The 19,190-nt window shown below is 44.1% G+C and carries 16 protein-coding genes; 12 read left to right on the forward strand and 4 right to left on the reverse strand.

Annotation, left to right across the window (positions count from 1 at the left end; genetic code table 11):
• Window positions 1–107: 107 nt before the first annotated feature.
• The 4 genes from gldG to surE all read right to left on the reverse strand — a co-directional run bounded on the left by gldG (window position 108) and on the right by surE (window position 4,978).
• On the reverse strand, window positions 108–2,519 hold the full coding sequence (gene gldG / locus GJV22_RS02495; protein WP_163708213.1) for a gliding motility-associated ABC transporter substrate-binding protein GldG: 2,412 nt from the start codon (window positions 2,517–2,519) through the stop codon (window positions 108–110).
• A 46-nt stretch (window positions 2,520–2,565) separates the two neighbouring features.
• Entirely contained in the window at window positions 2,566–3,690 is a 1,125-nt protein-coding gene (lpxB, locus tag GJV22_RS02500) for a lipid-A-disaccharide synthase (protein ID WP_163708216.1), read from the reverse strand.
• 227 nt (window positions 3,691–3,917) lie between these two features.
• Window positions 3,918–4,217 (reverse strand): hypothetical protein, encoded by a 300-nt coding sequence (locus GJV22_RS02505; RefSeq protein WP_163708218.1) that lies wholly within the window; start codon window positions 4,215–4,217, stop codon window positions 3,918–3,920.
• Window positions 4,217–4,978, reverse strand: coding sequence for a 5'/3'-nucleotidase SurE (surE, locus tag GJV22_RS02510; RefSeq protein WP_163708221.1), 762 nt, complete (start codon window positions 4,976–4,978; stop codon window positions 4,217–4,219). Before surE ends, GJV22_RS02505 begins: the two co-directional genes overlap by 1 nt.
• A gap of 773 nt (window positions 4,979–5,751) precedes the next feature.
• Here surE and GJV22_RS02515 point away from each other — a divergent pair.
• The 12 genes from GJV22_RS02515 (at window position 5,752) to GJV22_RS02570 (ending at window position 19,178) form a co-directional block, all read left to right on the forward strand.
• Window positions 5,752–9,108: a SusC/RagA family TonB-linked outer membrane protein gene (locus GJV22_RS02515; protein ID WP_163708226.1), complete on the forward strand. Its 3,357-nt coding sequence runs from the start codon at window positions 5,752–5,754 to the stop codon at window positions 9,106–9,108.
• Window positions 9,109–9,125: 17 nt separating this feature from the next.
• Entirely contained in the window at window positions 9,126–10,715 is a 1,590-nt protein-coding gene (locus GJV22_RS02520) for a SusD/RagB family nutrient-binding outer membrane lipoprotein (protein WP_163708228.1), read from the forward strand.
• A 331-nt stretch (window positions 10,716–11,046) separates the two neighbouring features.
• The gene (locus tag GJV22_RS02525; RefSeq protein WP_163708231.1) at window positions 11,047–12,156 is read left to right on the forward strand and encodes an ROK family protein; all 1,110 of its coding nucleotides are present in this window, start codon (window positions 11,047–11,049) and stop codon (window positions 12,154–12,156) included.
• A 97-nt stretch (window positions 12,157–12,253) separates the two neighbouring features.
• The gene (locus tag GJV22_RS02530) at window positions 12,254–12,760 is read left to right on the forward strand and encodes an RNA polymerase sigma factor (RefSeq protein ID WP_163708234.1); all 507 of its coding nucleotides are present in this window, start codon (window positions 12,254–12,256) and stop codon (window positions 12,758–12,760) included.
• Window positions 12,750–13,295 carry a hypothetical protein gene (locus tag GJV22_RS02535; protein ID WP_163708236.1) on the forward strand — a complete coding sequence of 182 codons (546 nt, stop codon included), beginning with the start codon at window positions 12,750–12,752 and terminating at the stop codon, window positions 13,293–13,295. Before GJV22_RS02530 ends, GJV22_RS02535 begins: the two co-directional genes overlap by 11 nt.
• A 2-nt stretch (window positions 13,296–13,297) precedes the next feature.
• A complete protein-coding gene (locus GJV22_RS02540; RefSeq protein ID WP_163708239.1) occupies window positions 13,298–13,810 on the forward strand; it encodes a DUF4252 domain-containing protein in 513 nt (170 codons plus the stop codon).
• A 430-nt stretch (window positions 13,811–14,240) separates the two neighbouring features.
• A complete protein-coding gene (locus GJV22_RS02545; RefSeq protein ID WP_163708241.1) occupies window positions 14,241–15,032 on the forward strand; it encodes a DUF432 domain-containing protein in 792 nt (263 codons plus the stop codon).
• A gap of 21 nt (window positions 15,033–15,053) precedes the next feature.
• Complete coding sequence (locus tag GJV22_RS02550; RefSeq protein WP_163708244.1) at window positions 15,054–15,911, forward strand: mechanosensitive ion channel family protein; 858 nt, start codon at window positions 15,054–15,056, stop codon at window positions 15,909–15,911.
• A gap of 174 nt (window positions 15,912–16,085) precedes the next feature.
• Window positions 16,086–16,691, forward strand: coding sequence for a TetR/AcrR family transcriptional regulator (locus tag GJV22_RS02555; RefSeq protein ID WP_163708246.1), 606 nt, complete (start codon window positions 16,086–16,088; stop codon window positions 16,689–16,691).
• Window positions 16,688–17,437 carry an outer membrane lipoprotein-sorting protein gene (locus GJV22_RS02560; RefSeq protein ID WP_163708250.1) on the forward strand — a complete coding sequence of 250 codons (750 nt, stop codon included), beginning with the start codon at window positions 16,688–16,690 and terminating at the stop codon, window positions 17,435–17,437. Before GJV22_RS02555 ends, GJV22_RS02560 begins: the two co-directional genes overlap by 4 nt.
• A gap of 89 nt (window positions 17,438–17,526) precedes the next feature.
• Complete coding sequence (locus GJV22_RS02565) at window positions 17,527–17,892, forward strand: four helix bundle protein (RefSeq protein ID WP_163708253.1); 366 nt, start codon at window positions 17,527–17,529, stop codon at window positions 17,890–17,892.
• A 65-nt stretch (window positions 17,893–17,957) separates the two neighbouring features.
• The gene (locus GJV22_RS02570) at window positions 17,958–19,178 is read left to right on the forward strand and encodes an ABC transporter permease (protein ID WP_163708256.1); all 1,221 of its coding nucleotides are present in this window, start codon (window positions 17,958–17,960) and stop codon (window positions 19,176–19,178) included.
• Window positions 19,179–19,190: the final 12 nt, after the last annotated feature.

The following is a 19,190-nucleotide window of genomic DNA, read 5'->3' on the forward strand; positions in this document are numbered from 1 at the left end:
TCTTATACTGAAGCGGAAATTCAAGCTTATCCGCGTCGTGAATACACGAATATACAAACTTTGCTTTGGTTTCACGATCTTTTATATTCACAATTTATACAAAGTAATTAACTACGATATTTCCGAATTCGGACGAGCTGAAAAATGAGTCCGAACAAGAGGATGAAAACCAGTGGCCCAGCGACATTTAACACCTGCCAAAAGAGCTTTTCCTCGCGCAGTCGAACCTTGTCGAGCAGCCTGATTTTGAAGACGCGTGAACGTAACTCCATAATCCCGGAATTGTCGCAAAGGTAATTCAACGCATTAACCAAAAAAGCCTTATTGCCGAAAGTCTGTTTCGAATAGTCATCATATCCAAGCGGCTGCGTGCGTACTTGTCCATCGCGATGCGAAACCTTATTGGCGATTAAACTTCCATCGGCTAACACCACTATTTTTGCCGGCCTTGAACTTGGCAAAACTGAAATTCCCAATGGATTGAACTCATCAATCATGCGATTGGTAAAGCCGGATGGGAAAGTACCTTCGAGCAGCACTCCAACCGGAATGTTTGGCACATGAAACAATTCCCGCGCAGGCGGGCTATTAATACTTTGTAAGCTTATTTCTTCCGGTGTTCCTACAATACGGCCGTAAGCTGAAGTTTGCAGGATAACCGATTTATGGATTTGCGCATTCTTGCCCACTGTATCAATCGAACTGACGAACTCTGATTTCAGCTGATTCAAATTGCGACTAATGACATGATCTTCGGATGGTGTCAACAAAGGCGAATAATACCAGGGTGCCGGTGTAAACTTGGGCTGCGAAGCGACCGGCGAAGTGTTCACCGGAATAAGAACGCACTTCACATCCTGCACTAAATCCGGATTCACGCGCACTCCATAGCGAAACAACTGGTCCATCAGGTTCAGATCGCGTGGAAAAGCAAGGGTTGTTTCACCACGCCTCAAACTATCGAGGCTCACCTGCACCGGATCAATTAACCACAGCAGGTTTCCACCACGCATCAAGTACTGATCGAGGTAAAATTTCTCTTGTTCACCAAAAGCTTGCGACGGATCTGCAATGACAACAGCCTTGGGCAAGGTGTCCTTGGCAAACAATTCTTCTGCCGAGCGGTCTGAAATTCGAAAGTTCTCCGACAATGTTTGCCGGATATCCCAGGTTTCGGCTTCACTCAGCTCTTGCTGTCCGCTCAAAAATGCAATCTCGTCTTTTTGACCTTGCCGTAATTGCTTAATTGCATTCATCAGTTCAAACTCCAGTGTTTCAATGGAATTATTCAGATTCTCTTCGGCTGGCAACGAAGGATTGTTCTTCAATAAATCCACTCCAATCAATTGGTCCCGGTAACGCAAAACGGCTCCCGGAAATATGAGTTTGGTTACAGTGCCCTCCTCTTTCTTTTGTCTCAAATCAGTGGGCTGTAAACCCAACGACACCAGCTGGTTGAAGAACTTATTCCGATCTTCGGCATTTGAAATATCATAAGGATCTTTGCGCTCCGACTGAATCCGAACATTTGCCCAGGCATCCATATCCTGAATCTTCTCTTCCGCAGCTTGTTGCAGCTGTCGAAATCCCGAAGGCAAATCACCTGCCAGATACAAATCAACTTTTATCGGCGCATCCAATTTCGACAGCAATTCTTTAGAAACCGGCGATAGACTATAGCGCTTTTCCGTAGTCAAATCGATCCGAAAAAACCAAGATGAACCCAGCATAAAAATGACAATAATCGCCGCAAACAATGCAACTGTTTTTTGCAATTGTCTTTTTAGTTTTTGCTGCTGACGGCGCAACAACAAGCTGGTCACCACCAACACAAACCCGGTAATCAAAACAAAGTACAAAACATCTCGAGAGTCAACGACTCCCCTGCTCACCGAATCGTAATGCTGACTGATTCCTAAATTCAGGAAAAAGGATTTCACCGGCAAAGACACATCCATGGCGGCTATAAAATCGAAACCTGAGTAAAAGAAAAAGCACAAAAACAGGGCGGTGATAAAAGCAAATACAGGGTTATCTGTCAATGAGGACGCCAATATGCCTAAAGCAACATACAAGGTGGCCAGCAAAAACAAGCCAATAAAAGAGCCCCAGGCAGCACCGCTGTCCCAGTTCCCCACCGGACTCCCTAAACTATAAATTGAATAGAAATAAATTAAAGTTGGCAACAGGCAAACCGCGACGAGAAAAAGCCCCGCCAGGTATTTGGCCCACACCAGTTGCAATAACGAATAAGGTCGCGTAATTAATATCTCGAGGGTTCCCAAACGCTTCTCTTCCGCAAACAGACGCATGGTCAACGCAGGCACAAGGAATAAAAAGATCCAGGGAGCCAGCGAAAAATACGGATTGAGCGAGGCATAACCATTTTCGAGCAAATTGTAGTTGCCCGGGAAAACCCATAAAAACAAACCGTTGGCAATGAGAAAAACAAAAGCGACCAAATAGCCGGTTATGGAACCGAAGAAGCTTGTAATTTCTTTCCTAAACAGACTAAACATATATCTGGGGTTGATTTGAAGATGAACGAAGATAGAAAAAGTCGGCTTACGACTGAAGCTTTTTCACAATCAATTGAGCCGCCCGGGCTGAAGCGCCTTCACCACCTAATTTCTTGTGCAACTCTTCGTAGCTGGCCGCAATTTGTTCGCGACATTCATTATTTTCTAAAACGCGCTTCAGCTCTTTGCGAATGTTAGCCACAGTACAGTTATGCTGCAGTAATTCAGGAACGGCCATCCGCTGCAAAATAATATTCACCAACGACACCCATTTAATCCCCAAAAAGAATTTGCCAATCGCAAAGAGCAATGCTCCTCCTCCCATGCGGTAACAAACCACTTGCGGACAACGCAAAATAGCGGTTTCCAATGTCACAGTTCCGGATGCTGAAAGTGCGGCATCAGCCATCTGTAAAACTTCGTAGGTTCTGTCTCGCAGTACATTAACCTGGTAACCATTGACTAACCCGATGTATACATGATCGGGAATATTGGGGGCAGCTGTAATAACAACCTGATGAGAACTGATTGAATTGACCGCCTTCAACATACGTGGCAACAGCGATTTAATCTCTTGCATGCGACTCCCCGGGACCAAGGCCAGCACGGGTTTCTCATTCAAATTATTTTCAGCACAAAACTCATCGAACGGCTTTTCAACCCGTTTTTCGAGAACGGCATCGAGAACCGGATTACCAACATAATTGACCTTGTAACCGAACTTGGCGTAGAATTCAGTCTCGAACGGGAAAATAGTGAACATTTCATCGACCAGCTCTTTAATTTGCTTCACTCTTTTCGACTTCCAAACCCACACTTTGGGTGATATATAATAATAGACCTTGATTCCCATCGCTCGGGCAAATTTGGCCATCCGAAGATTGAACCCGGGATAATCAACCAAAATCAATACATCGGGATGAAAATCGTTCAAATCTTGCTCGCACTGTTCAAAGTTCCGCTTTATTGCCCTCAGATTCAACAAAACAGGAATGAAGCCCATGAAGGACATTTCCCGATAATGTTTCATCAGCTGCATCCCTGACCGTTCCATCAGTTCACCACCAAACCCCCGAATCTCAGCCAGGGGATCGGCTTTCACCAATTCTTTAATCAGGTTTGACGCATGTAAATCACCCGACGCTTCGCCGGCAATAAAGAAGTATTTCATAAATTGAAAATCCGAGTAAGGCTCCAAATGTAACTTTTTAGCGTGAAAGAGCCATCAATGCAAAATGAATTCAAAAGACCGGATGAAACAACGCCACTCCCGAAAACACCTAATGCCGGGCGATCTGAAAAAAACACGCGTCCCTTCTGCCGTTTCCTTTTAACATTTTATAACGTTAGAAACAGCCTATTTTTTCGGCCAAATACCGACAACAAAACCGCGATTTGTTACAAAGCTTTGGAGAGTACAACAACAAAGGCATAGAAAAAAGTAGCCATCAGTACGCCGCGTGCAGCCAAATCGTATTTTATCCTGTAAAAATGGAGAAACAAGATCAGGTTTGGCAACACGCACAAACTCATGATTTTTAGAAATGCTCCCAGACGCCACAGGCTGACCAGATACTCGCCAAGTGTAATTTCCCGCTTGCTCAGAAAATACAACACAACAAAAACGACCATCGGCAAAAGCATCGCCAGTGTAAATCCGAAGCTCAATTTATTTCGATTCTTTCTGGAAGATACCATTAAAACCTCCAGCTTTTCATTTGTTCCAGGGTACTGCCACAAGTCATGTCAACATTGACCGGCACAACCGAAACATAGTGATTTTCGAGCGCATGCATATCCGTACCAGGTACGTCAGGCTCAAAATTTTTAAAAAATCCACTCAACCAGTAATAATCACGTTGATGGGGATCTTTACGTTTTTCCAATTCCTCAACCCACTTACCCGAAGTTTGACGACATACTTCGATTCCCTTTACCTCTCCTTGTGGAATATTCACATTCAGACAAGTAAAATGTGGCAGGCCATTTTCAGCAACCGACTGGAAGATCCGGGCAACCCACATTTTGGCTCGGGTAAAATCAGCATCCGGATCATAATCACAGAGTGAAAATCCGATTGAGGAAACGCCATGTAAACATCCCTCAATGGCCGCTCCCATGGTCCCGCTATAAATCACACTAATCGAAGAATTTGTGCCGTGATTGATCCCCGACACGACAAAATCAGGCTGTCGATCCAGCAATTGGTTGAAGCCCATTTTAACACAGTCGACAGGAGTACCGCTACATTTATACAGGGTGTAACCTTCTTCCTCTTCCATTTTGGAAGCCCGCAAAGGTTTTCCTGTTGTTATCGCATTCGACATGCCCGACATGGCTGCTTCGGGCGCAATAACAACCACATCGCCAAACAGACGCATAACTTCGGTTAGTTCTTTTAATCCTTTGGCGTATATGCCATCATCATTCGTTACCAATATGAGGGGACGATCATTCATTTTTTCAGCATTGTTGAAACGGAGACAAAGATAAATTAAAGCCTGTGAAATACCTTTTTTGTTCGGAATTAAAAAAGTGTAAGCGAAGAAAACAAGCCTACAGGTGAATTTCCACCTATCAAACACCCACACTTCAGCTTCACTTTTGTCAAGAATTCAATTGCAACAATTGCATTTTACTCCAAAATCTTCACCTAAACCGCCGTTGTGTTAAAATATCCTTAACGAGAATAGATTTTCCGCTATTGCTAAAAGCTGATTTTTGTGAACAAATTAACAAAACATAAAAATGCGATAAAATTTAAACCACAAAACCATCACTAACAAGCTATTACCACCCAGACATTCGATAAAGACCAAACAAAATCATTTACCGAAGCGATCGAAAAACACCTACACTTTTAATCTTTTTTATTATTTCTCAAAAATACTTTTGTAATTTTTTTCTAAAGAATTATCTATTAAGTGTATTTATTTTCTAATATTGCTCCCAATAAGTTAATAAAACTTAAATGAAAATTGATTTCAAGTCCATCAAAAAGGTACTTAAATGACAAAAATGCGCTGCCCTACATCTTGGAAAAATACAGGACTAGGGGTAATCTTCACAAAACATACCGGACCGAAATTGAAAAGAATGATTAAACGCATCAAACAATTATAAATGTCAGAAAGCAATTGAGGAAAACAAATAACAATTAAGGAAAACAACATTACTCTCTACTACCAGAATCAGAAGAACAAACGAACAACAAACATTAATTCAATTTTTTATGGAAAAACCCTTGTTACGATCCCCTCATTTAGGTCTGAAAAGATCTGTAAAACTAATGATGGTGATTTTGGGCCTGTGCGCTATGACAAATGCGCAAGCTGGCAGCCCGATTGGTGAACAAAACCTCACCGGACAACAGCAAAACCAAGGAAAAGTCGTTTCCGGCCAAGTATCCGATGCGAATGGTGAAGCACTTTTCGGAGTGGCTGTAGCCATTGAAGGTACTTCTAAAGGCTTAATAACCGACTTCGACGGTAAGTTCTCTATTGAAGTTCCTTCGGAAAACAGTGTTCTAATCTTCTCTTTTGTGGGTTATATGACCCAAAAAATTACCGTTGCCGATCAGACACAATTAACTGTTGTCATGCCGGAAAATGTACAACAAGTTGATGAAGTTGTTGTTACGGCAATGGGGGTTAAGCGCCAATCAAGAGAACTTGGTTACGCGATGAGTACCATTTCGGCAAAACAACTGTCTGAAGGTGGTTCAACCAGCTTTGCAACTGCGCTATATGGTAAAGCAGCTGGTGTAAAAATCACGACTGCACCCGGTGGTGCAACCAGTGCCAGCAACGTACAAATTCGTGGTATCAACTCACTGAATTACAACCAACAACCTTTATATGTTGTTGATGGTGTTGTAATCCGGAACGATGCTCAATACGGTGCTGCAGGAGCAAACAACAACAACTACTGGGATGACCAACGTATCCGTGGTAACGGTGCACTGGATATCAATCCAAATGATATCGAAAGTCTGAACATCCTAAAAGGTGCCTCAGCAACTGCACTTTACGGTTCTGATGCAGCGAGTGGCGTTATCGTTATCACAACAAAAAAAGGTACAAAGAAAAAAGGAATGGGCGTTGACTTAACCTACAATCTCTCGGTTGAAGAAGTTGCCTATCTTCCTAAATTCCAAAACACTTACGGACCTGGTTACGACCGCGCCAACAATATCGCATTGGGAGCGACTGCTGAAGGTTGGGTCGAAGACGCTGATTCTCCATCAGGAGTTCGTCCATACTTCCGTGCTTATGGCTCTTTTGGTCCTAAAATGGATGGCCGCCAAGTGACCTGGTGGGATGGTTCAACCCGTTCATACTCGGCACAGGAAGATAACTACAAAGATATCTACCGTACCGGTGTGACTTCAAACTTAAACCTTGCTTTATCTGACAACAGCGAACGTTTGAACTACCGTTTCACGGCTTCGCGCATGGACTACCAGGGAACTCAGGAAGGCAGTGAACAACAAAAGACCAATTTAGGGTTAACCAGTTCATTGAAACTGGCTGACAACTTAAGTGTTGACGTTTACGCCAACTATGTCAACACCATTACGACAAACCGTCCATATCAGTTAGGACAGGTTTTGGGCTCATTCAGCGGATTCTTCAGTAGAACGGAAGATATGTCGGTGATGAAACAACGTTTCCAAACTGAAGAAGGCTATAAATACGCAACATTTGGTAGCGAACGAACTGACGATGCCTTCAAATATTCAATTCGAGCGACCAACCTGCTTGATTTCTTTTGGAACCAAATGAAAAACAAGTATGTGGAAACTGAAAACCGTTTGATTAGCAGCGGTACATTGAACTGGGATATTGCAAAAGATCTTCATTTCCGTGGTCGTGTTGGTAGTGACTTTACCTCTATTGGAACAGATCAAAAAAGCTATACCGAATACCCGACTGCCTACAACTCATCTTCGAGCAGTAGCGGTGGTTACTCTGTAGCCAGTGGAAACTACTCTATTCTTTACACCGATGCTTTGTTGTCATATAATAAAAGCTTTGATGACAAATTCGCCTTTACTGTTAGCGGTGGTTTTCAGTCACGCGATGAGAGCTACAAAGACCAAAGCTCAGCAACAAAAAACGGGTTAGTTACTGAAAACTGGTTTAGTTTAAGTAACTCATACGGTGTAGCCACAACAAGCTACACACGTAAAGAAATGCTGAAATATGCTTACTTGGGAATGTTGAGCATGAGCTACAAAAACTTCTTATTCCTTGAGGGAACTGCCCGCCAGGAATATGCCTCAACATTGCCTTCTGCTAACAACTCATACTTCTATCCTTCTGTAAACGGTAGTGTTATTTTCAGTGATGTCTTGAATCTGCCGGAATTCTTCAACTACGGAAAATTCCGTGCTTCATACGGTATTGTTGGTAACGCACCTCCAATGTACGAATCAAACATCTCTTACACTCAAAGTTCGCTGCAAACCATTAACGGTTCTGTTCCTCAATTATCATTGAGCAGCAACTACGGTAATGCAAACCTAAAAGCTGAGAAGAAAAAGGAATATGAATTTGGATTGGAAACTCAGTTCTTAGAAAACCGCATTGGCTTAGATGTTAGCTACTATAACAACGTTATCGAAGACCAGATTCTTAACCTGTCAACAGCTGCATCTGTTGGTGCATCAAGCCAGTTGGTTAACGTAGGTGAAATTGGTAACAGCGGTTTCGAATTAGGCTTAAACACAACTCCAATTTTGAAGAATGGTTTCAGATGGGATGCCCGCTTCAATTTCTCGATCAACAAAAGTAAAGTGAACTCGTTGGCTAACGGAATTGATGAACTGGTATTTTATACAGCTGAACAATCAGCCATCAAATTGGTAGCCGGCGAAGGCGATCGTTTAGGTGACATTTACGTGTACGAACGAGCTCAAGATTCAGATGGCAACTACCTGATCAGCGACGATGGCTTGTACATCATCGATAAAACCAAATACGTTAAAGCTGGTAACATCATGCCTAAAGTTGTTGGTGGACTCTCAAACTCATTCTCATACAAAGGTTTCAATCTTGATTTAGCGATCGACTACCGCATTGGTGGTAAAATGATTTCACCGAGTATGAAATACATGCGTGGTGCCGGTTTATTGGAAAACTCAATGGACTATCGCGATGCAGAACACGGCGGTTTGAGCTATGTTGAAGACGGTGTTACATACAACGACGGTGTATTACTGGATGGTGTTTCTCAATCAACAGGAGAGAAAAACACGACTGTTGTTGAAGCAGCCTATTACTACATGAATACCTACGATTGGGGTTCAAGCGCATGGAACAGCGACGGTGCCATTTTCGATAACAGCTACATCAAAATGCGCGAAATCGTGTTGGGCTATAAAATCCCAACCAGTATCTCTGAAAAACTGCACCTAAACAACCTTCGCGTATCATTGGTTGGTAGAAACCTTTTCTACATCTGGCGTACATTGGAAAACCTCGACCCCGAAGCTCCGCTGGGAACCAAATGGTGGTCACAAGGTATCGACGTAGGTTCAACTGCAGCGTCCAGAAGCTACGGAATTACGTTGAATGCAAGTTTCTAATTTAAATTTTTACAGACATGAAAAATAGATTATTCATATACATGCTTTTTGCATCCTTGGTAATTCTGGCAAGCGGATGTTCCGATGAGTTGGACGACAGATACAACAACCCGGAAAAATCAACTGAAGCCAGCATCCCCGGATTCTTTACCACGATGCTGAACAACAACCGCGTACGCCCAAGTTATTGGAATGTACGTACCTTCTTACTTTTGCAACCGGCTATTTACACACAAACAGCTTTCTTTTCAAACTCGAGTGCAAAATACCAGGAATCAACCAGCTACACGCAACAGTACTGGAACAATTTCTACGTAAACAACAGCAATGGTAGCGGTGTATTAAGCACCTACACAGCCATGGAAGTTACTTACGATGCTTTGGGCGATGCTGATAAAACAAGCATGGACCTTTTCATGAATGCCGGAAAACTGGTATTGATTGATGAAGCGTCAAAAATGATTGACATGTGGGGCGATATCCCATTCAGCGAAGCAGGTAGCCTTGAAACCAGCAGCTTAATTGCCAACGCTGCGTTCGACGATCAACAAGCTCTTTATACTGAATTCATTGCCGATTTGAAAGAAATCGCGAGCTATTTCGGTACGGCATCAGAAAACGCAACGTTCTCAAAATATGATATTTTGCTGAGTGGAAGTGTTAGCAACTGGCAGCGTTATGCCAACTCACTGCGTTTACGTTTGTTGATGAGAATCTCAAATGTTGACGAATCGACTGCACAAACTGAAGTTACTGAAATGCTGAGCAACAGTTCAACATATCCGTTGGTAGACGGAGGTAACAATGGTGATTACAGCCCGGCTTCTGATGATATTTTGTTGCAACCGTTAACTGACTACACAGACAACTTAAATAGCGCATTGACTGAATTACCAAGTCACTACGCTCCGGACTACATGCTGAATACTGTGATGAAACCGACGGACGACCCTCGTATTCCGGTCATTTTCGACAAATACGGAAAAACATCAGGTAGCGACTTTACTCCTAATACAGACTATGCAGCAATGCCGATCACTTTTACTTCGGCCGAAATTGATGCAAATTACATGTATTACTCAATCGTTGACTCCACTACATTCCTGCAAAACCCACAATTACCGGGTATTGTAATCACAGCTTCAGAAGTGAATTTCTTGAAAGCTGAAGCTTTCGAAAGATGGGGTGGCGGCGATGCTCAGGAAGCATACGAAACCGCATTAAAGCAATCAGTAACATTTTATTACTACCTGAACAACCTGAATACAACAGGCTTGACTACTCTGTCAAAACCTGACGATTCAGTTGTTGATGACTTTGTTGCCAGTGCTGCATATACCGGAACATCAGCTGAGAAGCTCGGAAAAATCTGGACTCAGAAATGGGTGCATTTTGGATTCCTTCAGTCGGTTCAGGCTTGGTCTGAGTACCGTCGTACAGGATATCCGGAATTAACCTTCCCGACTGCAACCTTGGTTGGATATGAAAACCCACCGGTAAGATTACTGTATCCGGACGATGAAAAATCGTACAACAGTGCCAATTACGAAGCAGTTAAAGATCAGGACACCCGGGATACTAATATTTTTTGGGACGTTAACAACTAGTGATCATTTCCGAATGAGATCAAGTTGATCTTTCGAAACAATATAAGATGGTTCCGGTATTCCCCGGAACCATTTTTTATAAAAATACTTGCCCAAAAAATCACCAATTAGTACCAATAGTCTTTATTGTTCATGCAAATCGACGTATTCCGGAATGTCGTTTTCAAACAATAAATTGTTAACTTCGTGCACCTTGCTATTTTCTTATACTATGTCGGCAAATTCGAGTGAGAATCCCAAAAACCAAGCGTTAAGCGAGCTTAAAAGACACCATTTGCGCATGCAAACAATCCGTCTTTTATATAAAAAGAGCCCGCAATCGGCTGCTCATATGAGCAAAAAAATTCGTGTCAGTATTCCTACCGTACGGAGTATTTTAAACGAGCTTATCGAAGAAAAGCTCGTACTGATAACCGGCATTGGTGATTCCAGCGGAGGACGCAAACCAGTACTTTACAGCTTGTCCGGAGACGCTTTTTTTATTTTGGCGGTCGAAATGGACCAGTATAAAGCCAAGGCGGTGATTATCGACTCGCTCAATGAATTACGCAGTGAGGTCATCGAATTTGAAACCAACATTAATGATCCGGAGTTCATTCCCAAACTGGATCAGGCATTCCAAAACCTGCTGAAGGCATCCGGGATCGAACAGGCAAGCGTCGGCGCCATTGGAATCTGCATGCCCGGACTAATTGATCCGCAGAATGGCATTAACCAAACGATTAAAGATCAGGAAAGGCAACCTGTTGCCGAGCTGGTTTCGAAACACTTCAACGTAAAAACATACATTGAAAATGATGCCCGCATGCAAACGCAGGGTGAATTTGTGTTTGGCAAAGCGCGGAACACAAAAAACACCATGGTTGTGAATTGGAGCTGGGGACTTGGATTAGGTATGATTTTTAACGGCGACATTTACCAGGGCAGTAACGGCTGTTCGGGCGAGTTCAGTCACATTCGAATGGTTGAAAACGGTGAACTGTGCGAATGCGGCAAACGCGGTTGTTTGCAAACCATTGCCGGAGCCAAGCACCTGCTCGACATTGCCAAACAAGAAATCGGGAAAGGAACAATCTCTCAACTCACCAACGAATTTACCGAACAAACGGACAAACTTACAATTGCCGACATCATTAACTGTGCCCAAAAAGGCGATGAGCTGGCAATTAACCTCATCAACACCATCAGTAAAAATGTTGCCTGGGGACTCTCCATCCTCATTCAACTTTACAACCCCGAATTAATTTTACTCAACGGGCCGCTGACCATCCCCAAACAATACATCTTAATCACAATCCAACAAGCCCTTCAACAATATTGTCTGGAAAATATCCTGTCCAATGTTCGGATCGAAATTTCAGAATCCGCGGCCAACTCCGGCCTCAGGGGTACCGCTGTCATGGTATTCAACAAGCTTTTTAGTTCAGAAGTCAGCAACTAACCGATACCTCCACAAAAGAAAACTTCCCCATTTGATGTAATGAATGTCCGCGCGGCTCGTCTTACCTTTGAAACAAACAGAAAAAACTGACAAACGAATGCTAGCGAGCGAATTCAAGACAAAGGTGCTCCCTCTCAGCAATAAGTTGATGCGATTTGCCACCCAATTGTTGCACGACGACGACCAGGCGCGCGACATTATTCAGGATGTGTTCCTGAAGCTGTGGCAAAAGAAAGACAAGCTGGAGCAGGTAGACAACATGGAAGCCTTTGCCATGCGCATGACACGCAACCGCTGTCTGGATCTGTTTAAAGCGAAAAAGCCGGTGCTGGCCGAAGATGACTTTCTGAAGCGAAACGCTACTGAAAGCCGGGACCTGCAAACTGAAATTGAACTGTCGGAATCAGCCTTGCTCATCCGGAAATTGATCAGGCAGCTGCCCGACATTCAGCGAACCGTGATGCACCTGCGGGATATTGAGCAATACGAATACGAGGAGATCGCACAAATGACCGACCTCAACATCAATGCGATTCGGGTCAACCTGTCGCGGGCACGGAAGAAAGTGAGAGATGAACTATTAAAACAAAATGATGGAAACTAAACGCATCAGAGCATTACTGGAACGCTACTTCGACGGGGAAAGCAGCCTGGAAGAGGAAAAGCAAATTCAACGCTATTTCTCGTCCGGCGAGATCGATGCCGAATTGCGTCCCTACAAAGAACTGTTTGGCGGACTTGATGAACTGCAACAGGAACCGGACTCCATTGTGGAAGATGACCTGATGGATTTCATTCTGGAGAGCGAACACAAAGAGAAAAACAAGTTGCGTTACCTGTGGCAAGCAGTCAGTGCTGCTGCGGCAATTCTCATCATCGCGTTGTTGGTTTTCAATTATCAACAAGACGGCTCGAAGTGGAAAGACACGTACAGCGATCCGAATATTGCCTATGCCGAAGCAACTAAAACACTCCGGTTTGTAGGAACAAAATACCTGGCCGGCGTCGCTCAGCTCAAACCCATGGAAAAAGTTAGCCAAGCCGTTCAGCCACTCGATAAAGGTTTAAAAACCGTCAATAAAGGGTTTCAACAAGTTGAAGACCTGAAACAGATTAATGAAAAACTTAAACAACAATAGCCATGAAAACAAAAATGACACTCATTTACCGCTTACTGGTAGGCCTGGCGCTGCTGCTCCCGTTGAGTGGGATGGCGCAAAAAAGCCCGGTCGACAAGCTATTCGAGAAATATGCCAACCGCGACGGCATGACCACCGTGAATATTAGTGGTACCCTCCTGTCGTTTGCCGCACAGGCCGATGGGAAGTCGGACGAAGCAGACATGATTTCGAAACTAAAAGGCATCCGGATTCTGACCGTTGAAGATGAGGATCTCAATAAAGATCTTGACTTCTTTAAAGAAATGGAAGGCGACAGCTTCTTCAAAAAGAACAATTACGAGTCGTTGATGGAAATTACCGAAACGAATGAAGTGGTTCGGTTTTATGCCCGTAAAGGCGCTGATGGTCAATTCTCGGAGTTGCTGCTGGTGATTGGCGGCGACGACAACACGCTCATCAGCATCCAGGGAATGATCGATCCGGCCAACATCGGGAAAATTACCGGTGCCCTGGACATCGACATCAAACCCTGACAAATGAAACAAACAGCTTGGTGGCCTCAAGCTACAAATAATAATCCGGCCCGCTTGCCGGCGTTACCAGGAACGAAGCGTTAATTCCCGTTTTTCGGACAAGATTCCCTCTCACAGGACAAAGTTCCTTTGTGTGAGGGAATTTTCTAACCCCAGCAGGAAAAAGCCGGCACAAACAGGCAAACAGACACAACAACCAAATACTCCGGCAACCGCTGACCTGATGCAAACACCCACAGGAAATTCCGCCCCGAACACCCAATGAGCGGTTCTGAAGAGCAACCCGTGCTTGGGAGCGTGCAATTGTCAGGCGCGCAGTGAAACGCCGATTCCACGACTTCCACCCCGTCATTTTTTGCCCGCAACGATCAGTCTTATGTGTATTCATTCAAAATAAACTTATTTTTGTGTGAAGCATTCATTCAATCTTATGCAGAAACAGAAAACTATTTGGGGTAAATACGAAGGTAAAGCAGCACAAATTATCCGTTGCGAAGGTGGTTATTGTGCGCTGCAAATGGAACACCTGCCCGGAGGATGGCTTATCAGGCAAGAGAAGAAAGCTGAAATTGCCGCCCAACTGATCGTTGACCAATCAACAGCTGTCCAATCGCTCAGCGATGCCCAGATCTATCAAACCGGGCGGTCGGCGGTCTTACACATTTTGCCGGCCATGCCGCCGAAACCGGTTGTTCTCCGAAGCAATAAGAAAGTCAGCATTCGCCCGCATCAAACGCTGCGTATTTACCTTGCAGTGCCGCTATACATTCAGCTTTATTACAAACAGGTTGAAAATGACAATTTGCTGTGCGACTATGAAACCGAACGGCTGAGCGACACCTGGTTTGGCGAACCCGACAGTGGCACCCCTGCTTTTACAGTCGGATCGCGCTTTGGCTTGCAGCCCGAAGAACTGGCAGTTCAGCAGCACGAGATTATTGTTCCGGTCAACATCCATAACGCCAGTACGCAGTTACTGGACTTGCAACGTTTATTAATTCATGTTGAATTGATGAACCTGTACCAGCTTGGCGACAAACTGGTGGCTGATATGGGAACGATTGAATTCAAAGGGCAAGAACAAGTCGGTCATGTCAACTTTTCGACCGACAAAGCGCTTCACGGAACAAACCCAACGCTGATTGGGAAAGCCCGGCAAACTGCCAACCGCAATATTTTGGGACACAGTTTTCACTTCATCAAACAAATGACGCAGCTGTAGCCAGCTGCAAACAACAGAGCTATGGATTTCGATTTTTCAAAATACCTCAACTTCGCCAACTTCGATAAGATCGTTCGCATCGGGTTTCTGATTCTGATTTCAGTCATTTTGATCCAGGGAATCGCTTTCCTGGTGAAGCGAAGTATCACATACCGCTTATCGAAACAATCGCGGATGATCATCAACCGAATCATTGTTTACACCGGCTATACCTTGCTGAGTTTTATGGTGCTCAAAGAGCTCAACTTCGATATCACTGCGCTTTTCGGGGCAGCCGGAGTAGTCGGTCTCATCATCGGTGTAGCCTCGCAAACCAGCATCGGCAACATCATCAGCGGGTTCTTCCTGGTGTCGGAAAAGTCGTTCGAATTGGGTGATGTGGTTCGCATTGGCGACAAAGCCGGAACCGTATACTCCATCGACCTGCTAAGCATCAAAATTCGCACCTACGATAACCTCCTGCTGCGTATCCCAAACCAAACTGTCATCAGCACCGAGCTGATCAACGTAACCCGTTTTCCCATCCGCCGGATGGACATTACGGTGGGTGTGGCCTACAAGGAAGACCTGCGTAAAGTTTTTGACGTATTGAAAGAAGTGGCCCGTAAAAATCCGCTCTGCCTGGAGGAACCTGAGCCCCTGATTTTGTTGCAGGGATACGGCGCCAGCAGCATCGATATTTTGTTTGCGGTATGGTTTGAGAAGAATAATTTCCGGGATGTAAAAAACAGTGTCATCATTGAAATTAAAGAGGCCTTTGACCGCGAAGGTATCGAAATACCATTCCCGCATGTTAGCCTTTACGCCGGTGAAGCAACCAAAAATTTCCCGATGGAGATGATGCAACAGAAAGGCTGCGCCGACAAGCGAGAAGGATAAGAAATAATCGAAGGTTAGCCGCCATATACGGATAGAAAATAAACCCCATAATTGTAACACCACATTACCTTCTGCTTTTTAAATGACCGATCGGTCATTTTTTACGCAAAATATTTTGAATTGAATTTCGAACGCCTTAACTTTGACCAATCGTTCAGTCAAAATACTTAAAACATGCCTAGAACAGAAGAACAATTTGAACAGATCCGTAAAGAAAAGAAGCAAATCATTATGGATGTTGCCCTTGAACTTTTTGCAAAAAACGGGTTTCATGTTACCTCAATCAGCCAGATAGCAAAACAGGCTGGAATTTCGAAAGGATTGGCTTACAATTACTTTAAAAGTAAAAACGATATTCTTGAAGAAATCATCAAAAGCGGCTTTGGTGAAATATCCAACTTAATGATTCCTCCCTATGATGGTTCGATAACTGATGACGAATTTATCACTTTCCTGGAACACAGTTTCGACAAAGTGGGCAACGACATTCAACACTGGAAGCTCTTCTACTCATTGATGCTTCAACCCAATATTGTCGAAAATTTCACCGAACGATATGCTGCGGCAGCAGAACCTTTCTTCAGCATGATGCATCAATTTATCACGAGTAAAGGCAGTGCTGACCCCGAAGGAGATTTGATGATAATCAGTGCAATGATCGAAGGAGCCTTTCTTTATGCGGTCGTAGCATCTGGCATTTTCCCTCATCAGCAGATGAAACAAAAAGTTATTGACGGAGTCTTCCGGATTATTGAAACGGGCAAAAAACAGCAGTCATGAAAAATATCATCACACTTTTCGCACTTCTTGTCGCCAGCCTTTTCGCGCAGGCTCAGGACATCGACATCAAAGAGATTGTTAAACGAGCGGACGAGAAATTCAGAGGACAGTCCAGCCAGGGAACCATGACCATGACCATCCAACGGCCAAGCTGGTCGCGAACCGTTGAAATGAAAAGCTGGACTTTGGGAACCGAATATTCCTTAATCTACATTACCTCGCCTGCCAAAGAACGCGGACAAGTTTTTCTGAAACGCGAAAATGAAATGTGGAACTGGATGCCCAGCATCGAACGGACGATCAAGATTCCGCCATCAATGATGATGCAGTCGTGGATGGGCTCTGATTTTACGAACGACGACCTGGTCAAAGAATCCTCACTGGTCAACGATTACACGCACAAGCTGCTTGGTACCGAACAACTGGAAGCCTACCCCTGCTACAAAATTGAGCTCATCCCGACAGAAGAGGCCGCGGTCGTTTGGGGCAAAATTTTGATGTGGGTCACCAGGGATGATTTTTTATGGCTAAAGGCCGAGTATTACGATGAGGACGAAGAACTGATCAATACCGAGATTCTTTCGGACATTAAACAAATGGATGACCGAATGATGCCAACCCACCTGGAGATGATTCCTCAGGATAAGCCGGGACAAAAGACAGTCATGATATTCAAGGAAATCAAATTCAACGTAGACTTGAATGAATCCTTCTTCTCCATTCAGAATATGAAAAGACTAAAATAAGGATTGATGGATAGAAGGATGAAGAATCGAATTAGACGAAAAATGCAACATTCGCGATAAATCGGATCACCTTTTAAATCATAATTACCATGGCGACACCAGATCAAATTAATTTTCGGAATGAGCAGAAAACTCGCTTAAGAACCTTCTTCCTTAATCTACTGAAGATGACCCAACAAATTCCCTATTCTCAGGAATCGAAAACAATCAAAGGTCAACTAATTCGTTCCGGAAGTTCAGTTTACTCCAACTACCGAGCCGCATGCCGTGCCCGATCTAAAAATGAATTCTTCAGCAAATTGAGTATTGTTGTCGAAGAAGCAGATGAAACCGAGATGTGGCTCGATCTTTTAATCCTATCCTCGATCAGTACTAACGACCAGGCAAAAACGCTTCACAGCGAAAGCCTTGAAATCCTGAAGATCATGGCAACTGCCAGAAAAAACTCAAACTAATTGACTATGCCCAATCTTTGGTACACCCAGTCCTTCAGTTCTTCAAGCCTTCAATCCAAAAAATTATGAGGAAGAACCTGACATTAGCCTGGCGCAATATCTGGCGCAACCGCAAGCGGACAATTATCACCGCTGCATCTGTCTTCTTTGGTGTTTTGCTCAGCACCTTTATGACCTCGATGCAGGAAGGCACTTACTCGAAAATGATCGACAATGTGGTCAGTTTCTACTCCGGATATATTCAGATTCATCAAAACGACTATTGGGAGAATAAAACCATCGACTATTGCTTCACCCCCGGCAACAGTTTGTTGGAAACGTTGAAAAACACGCCCGATATTGTGTTTCATGTCCCGCGCCTGGAATCATTCACCCTGATGTCGCACGGCAATAACACCAAAGGCGCAGCACTGATCGGCATCGATCCGCCAAAAGAAAATCACTTGAGCAAACTTTCGCATTGGGTGGTCGAAGGAAACTATTTAAAACCCGGTGACGACGGGATATTACTGGCTGTTAACCTGGCTAAAAATCTCGGAGTCGAGGTGAACGACACCCTGGTTTTAATCAGTCAGGGTTATCATGGTGCCAGCGCGGCAGCTTTATTCCCAGTCCGTGGAATATTGAAATTCCCCTCGCCTGCAATGAACAACATGGGTGGATACATCGACCTCAAAACTGCACAGAATTTTTTCTCGGTCCCCAACCAATACAGCTCGTTGGTACTCATGGTGAGCGACTATTCGGAAGTGAACAGGGTAAAACACAGTTTGAAGAGGGATTTGGCAGACAGCTATGAAATTATGAGCTGGGATGAAATGGATCCACTGACCAAAAACATGATTGATGCCGACCGGTCGGGAGCCTATATTACGAAAGGAATTTTGTACACTTTGGTGGGTTTTGGAATCTTCGGAACGGTGATTATGATGATGGCTGAGCGTCGCAAGGAAATGGGTATCATGGTTGCCATTGGTATGCAAAGGAGCCAGCTCAGTGCCATCCTGTTTATTGAAACCGCACTCATTGGCCTGATTGGCGTTTTGGCGGGTTTTGCCATCAGCCTGCCACTCATATCCTACCTGGTTTTTCACCCCATCCCTTTAACCGGAGAGGCAGCTAAAGCTTATGAAGAGTTTGGATTTGAAGCGGCCATGTACTTTTCGGTCCAATGGTTCATCTTTGCCCGGCAGGTCCTCATCATCTTCATCCTTACGCTGGTCATTTACGTTTATCCGCTCGTCAAAACATACGGAATGAAATTAACAAGAGCACTTCATGCCTAAACTAAAAACACT

It is taken from the genome of Mangrovibacterium lignilyticum (assembly GCF_010882175.1).
Classification (GTDB): Bacteria; Bacteroidota; Bacteroidia; order Bacteroidales; family Prolixibacteraceae; genus Mangrovibacterium; species Mangrovibacterium lignilyticum.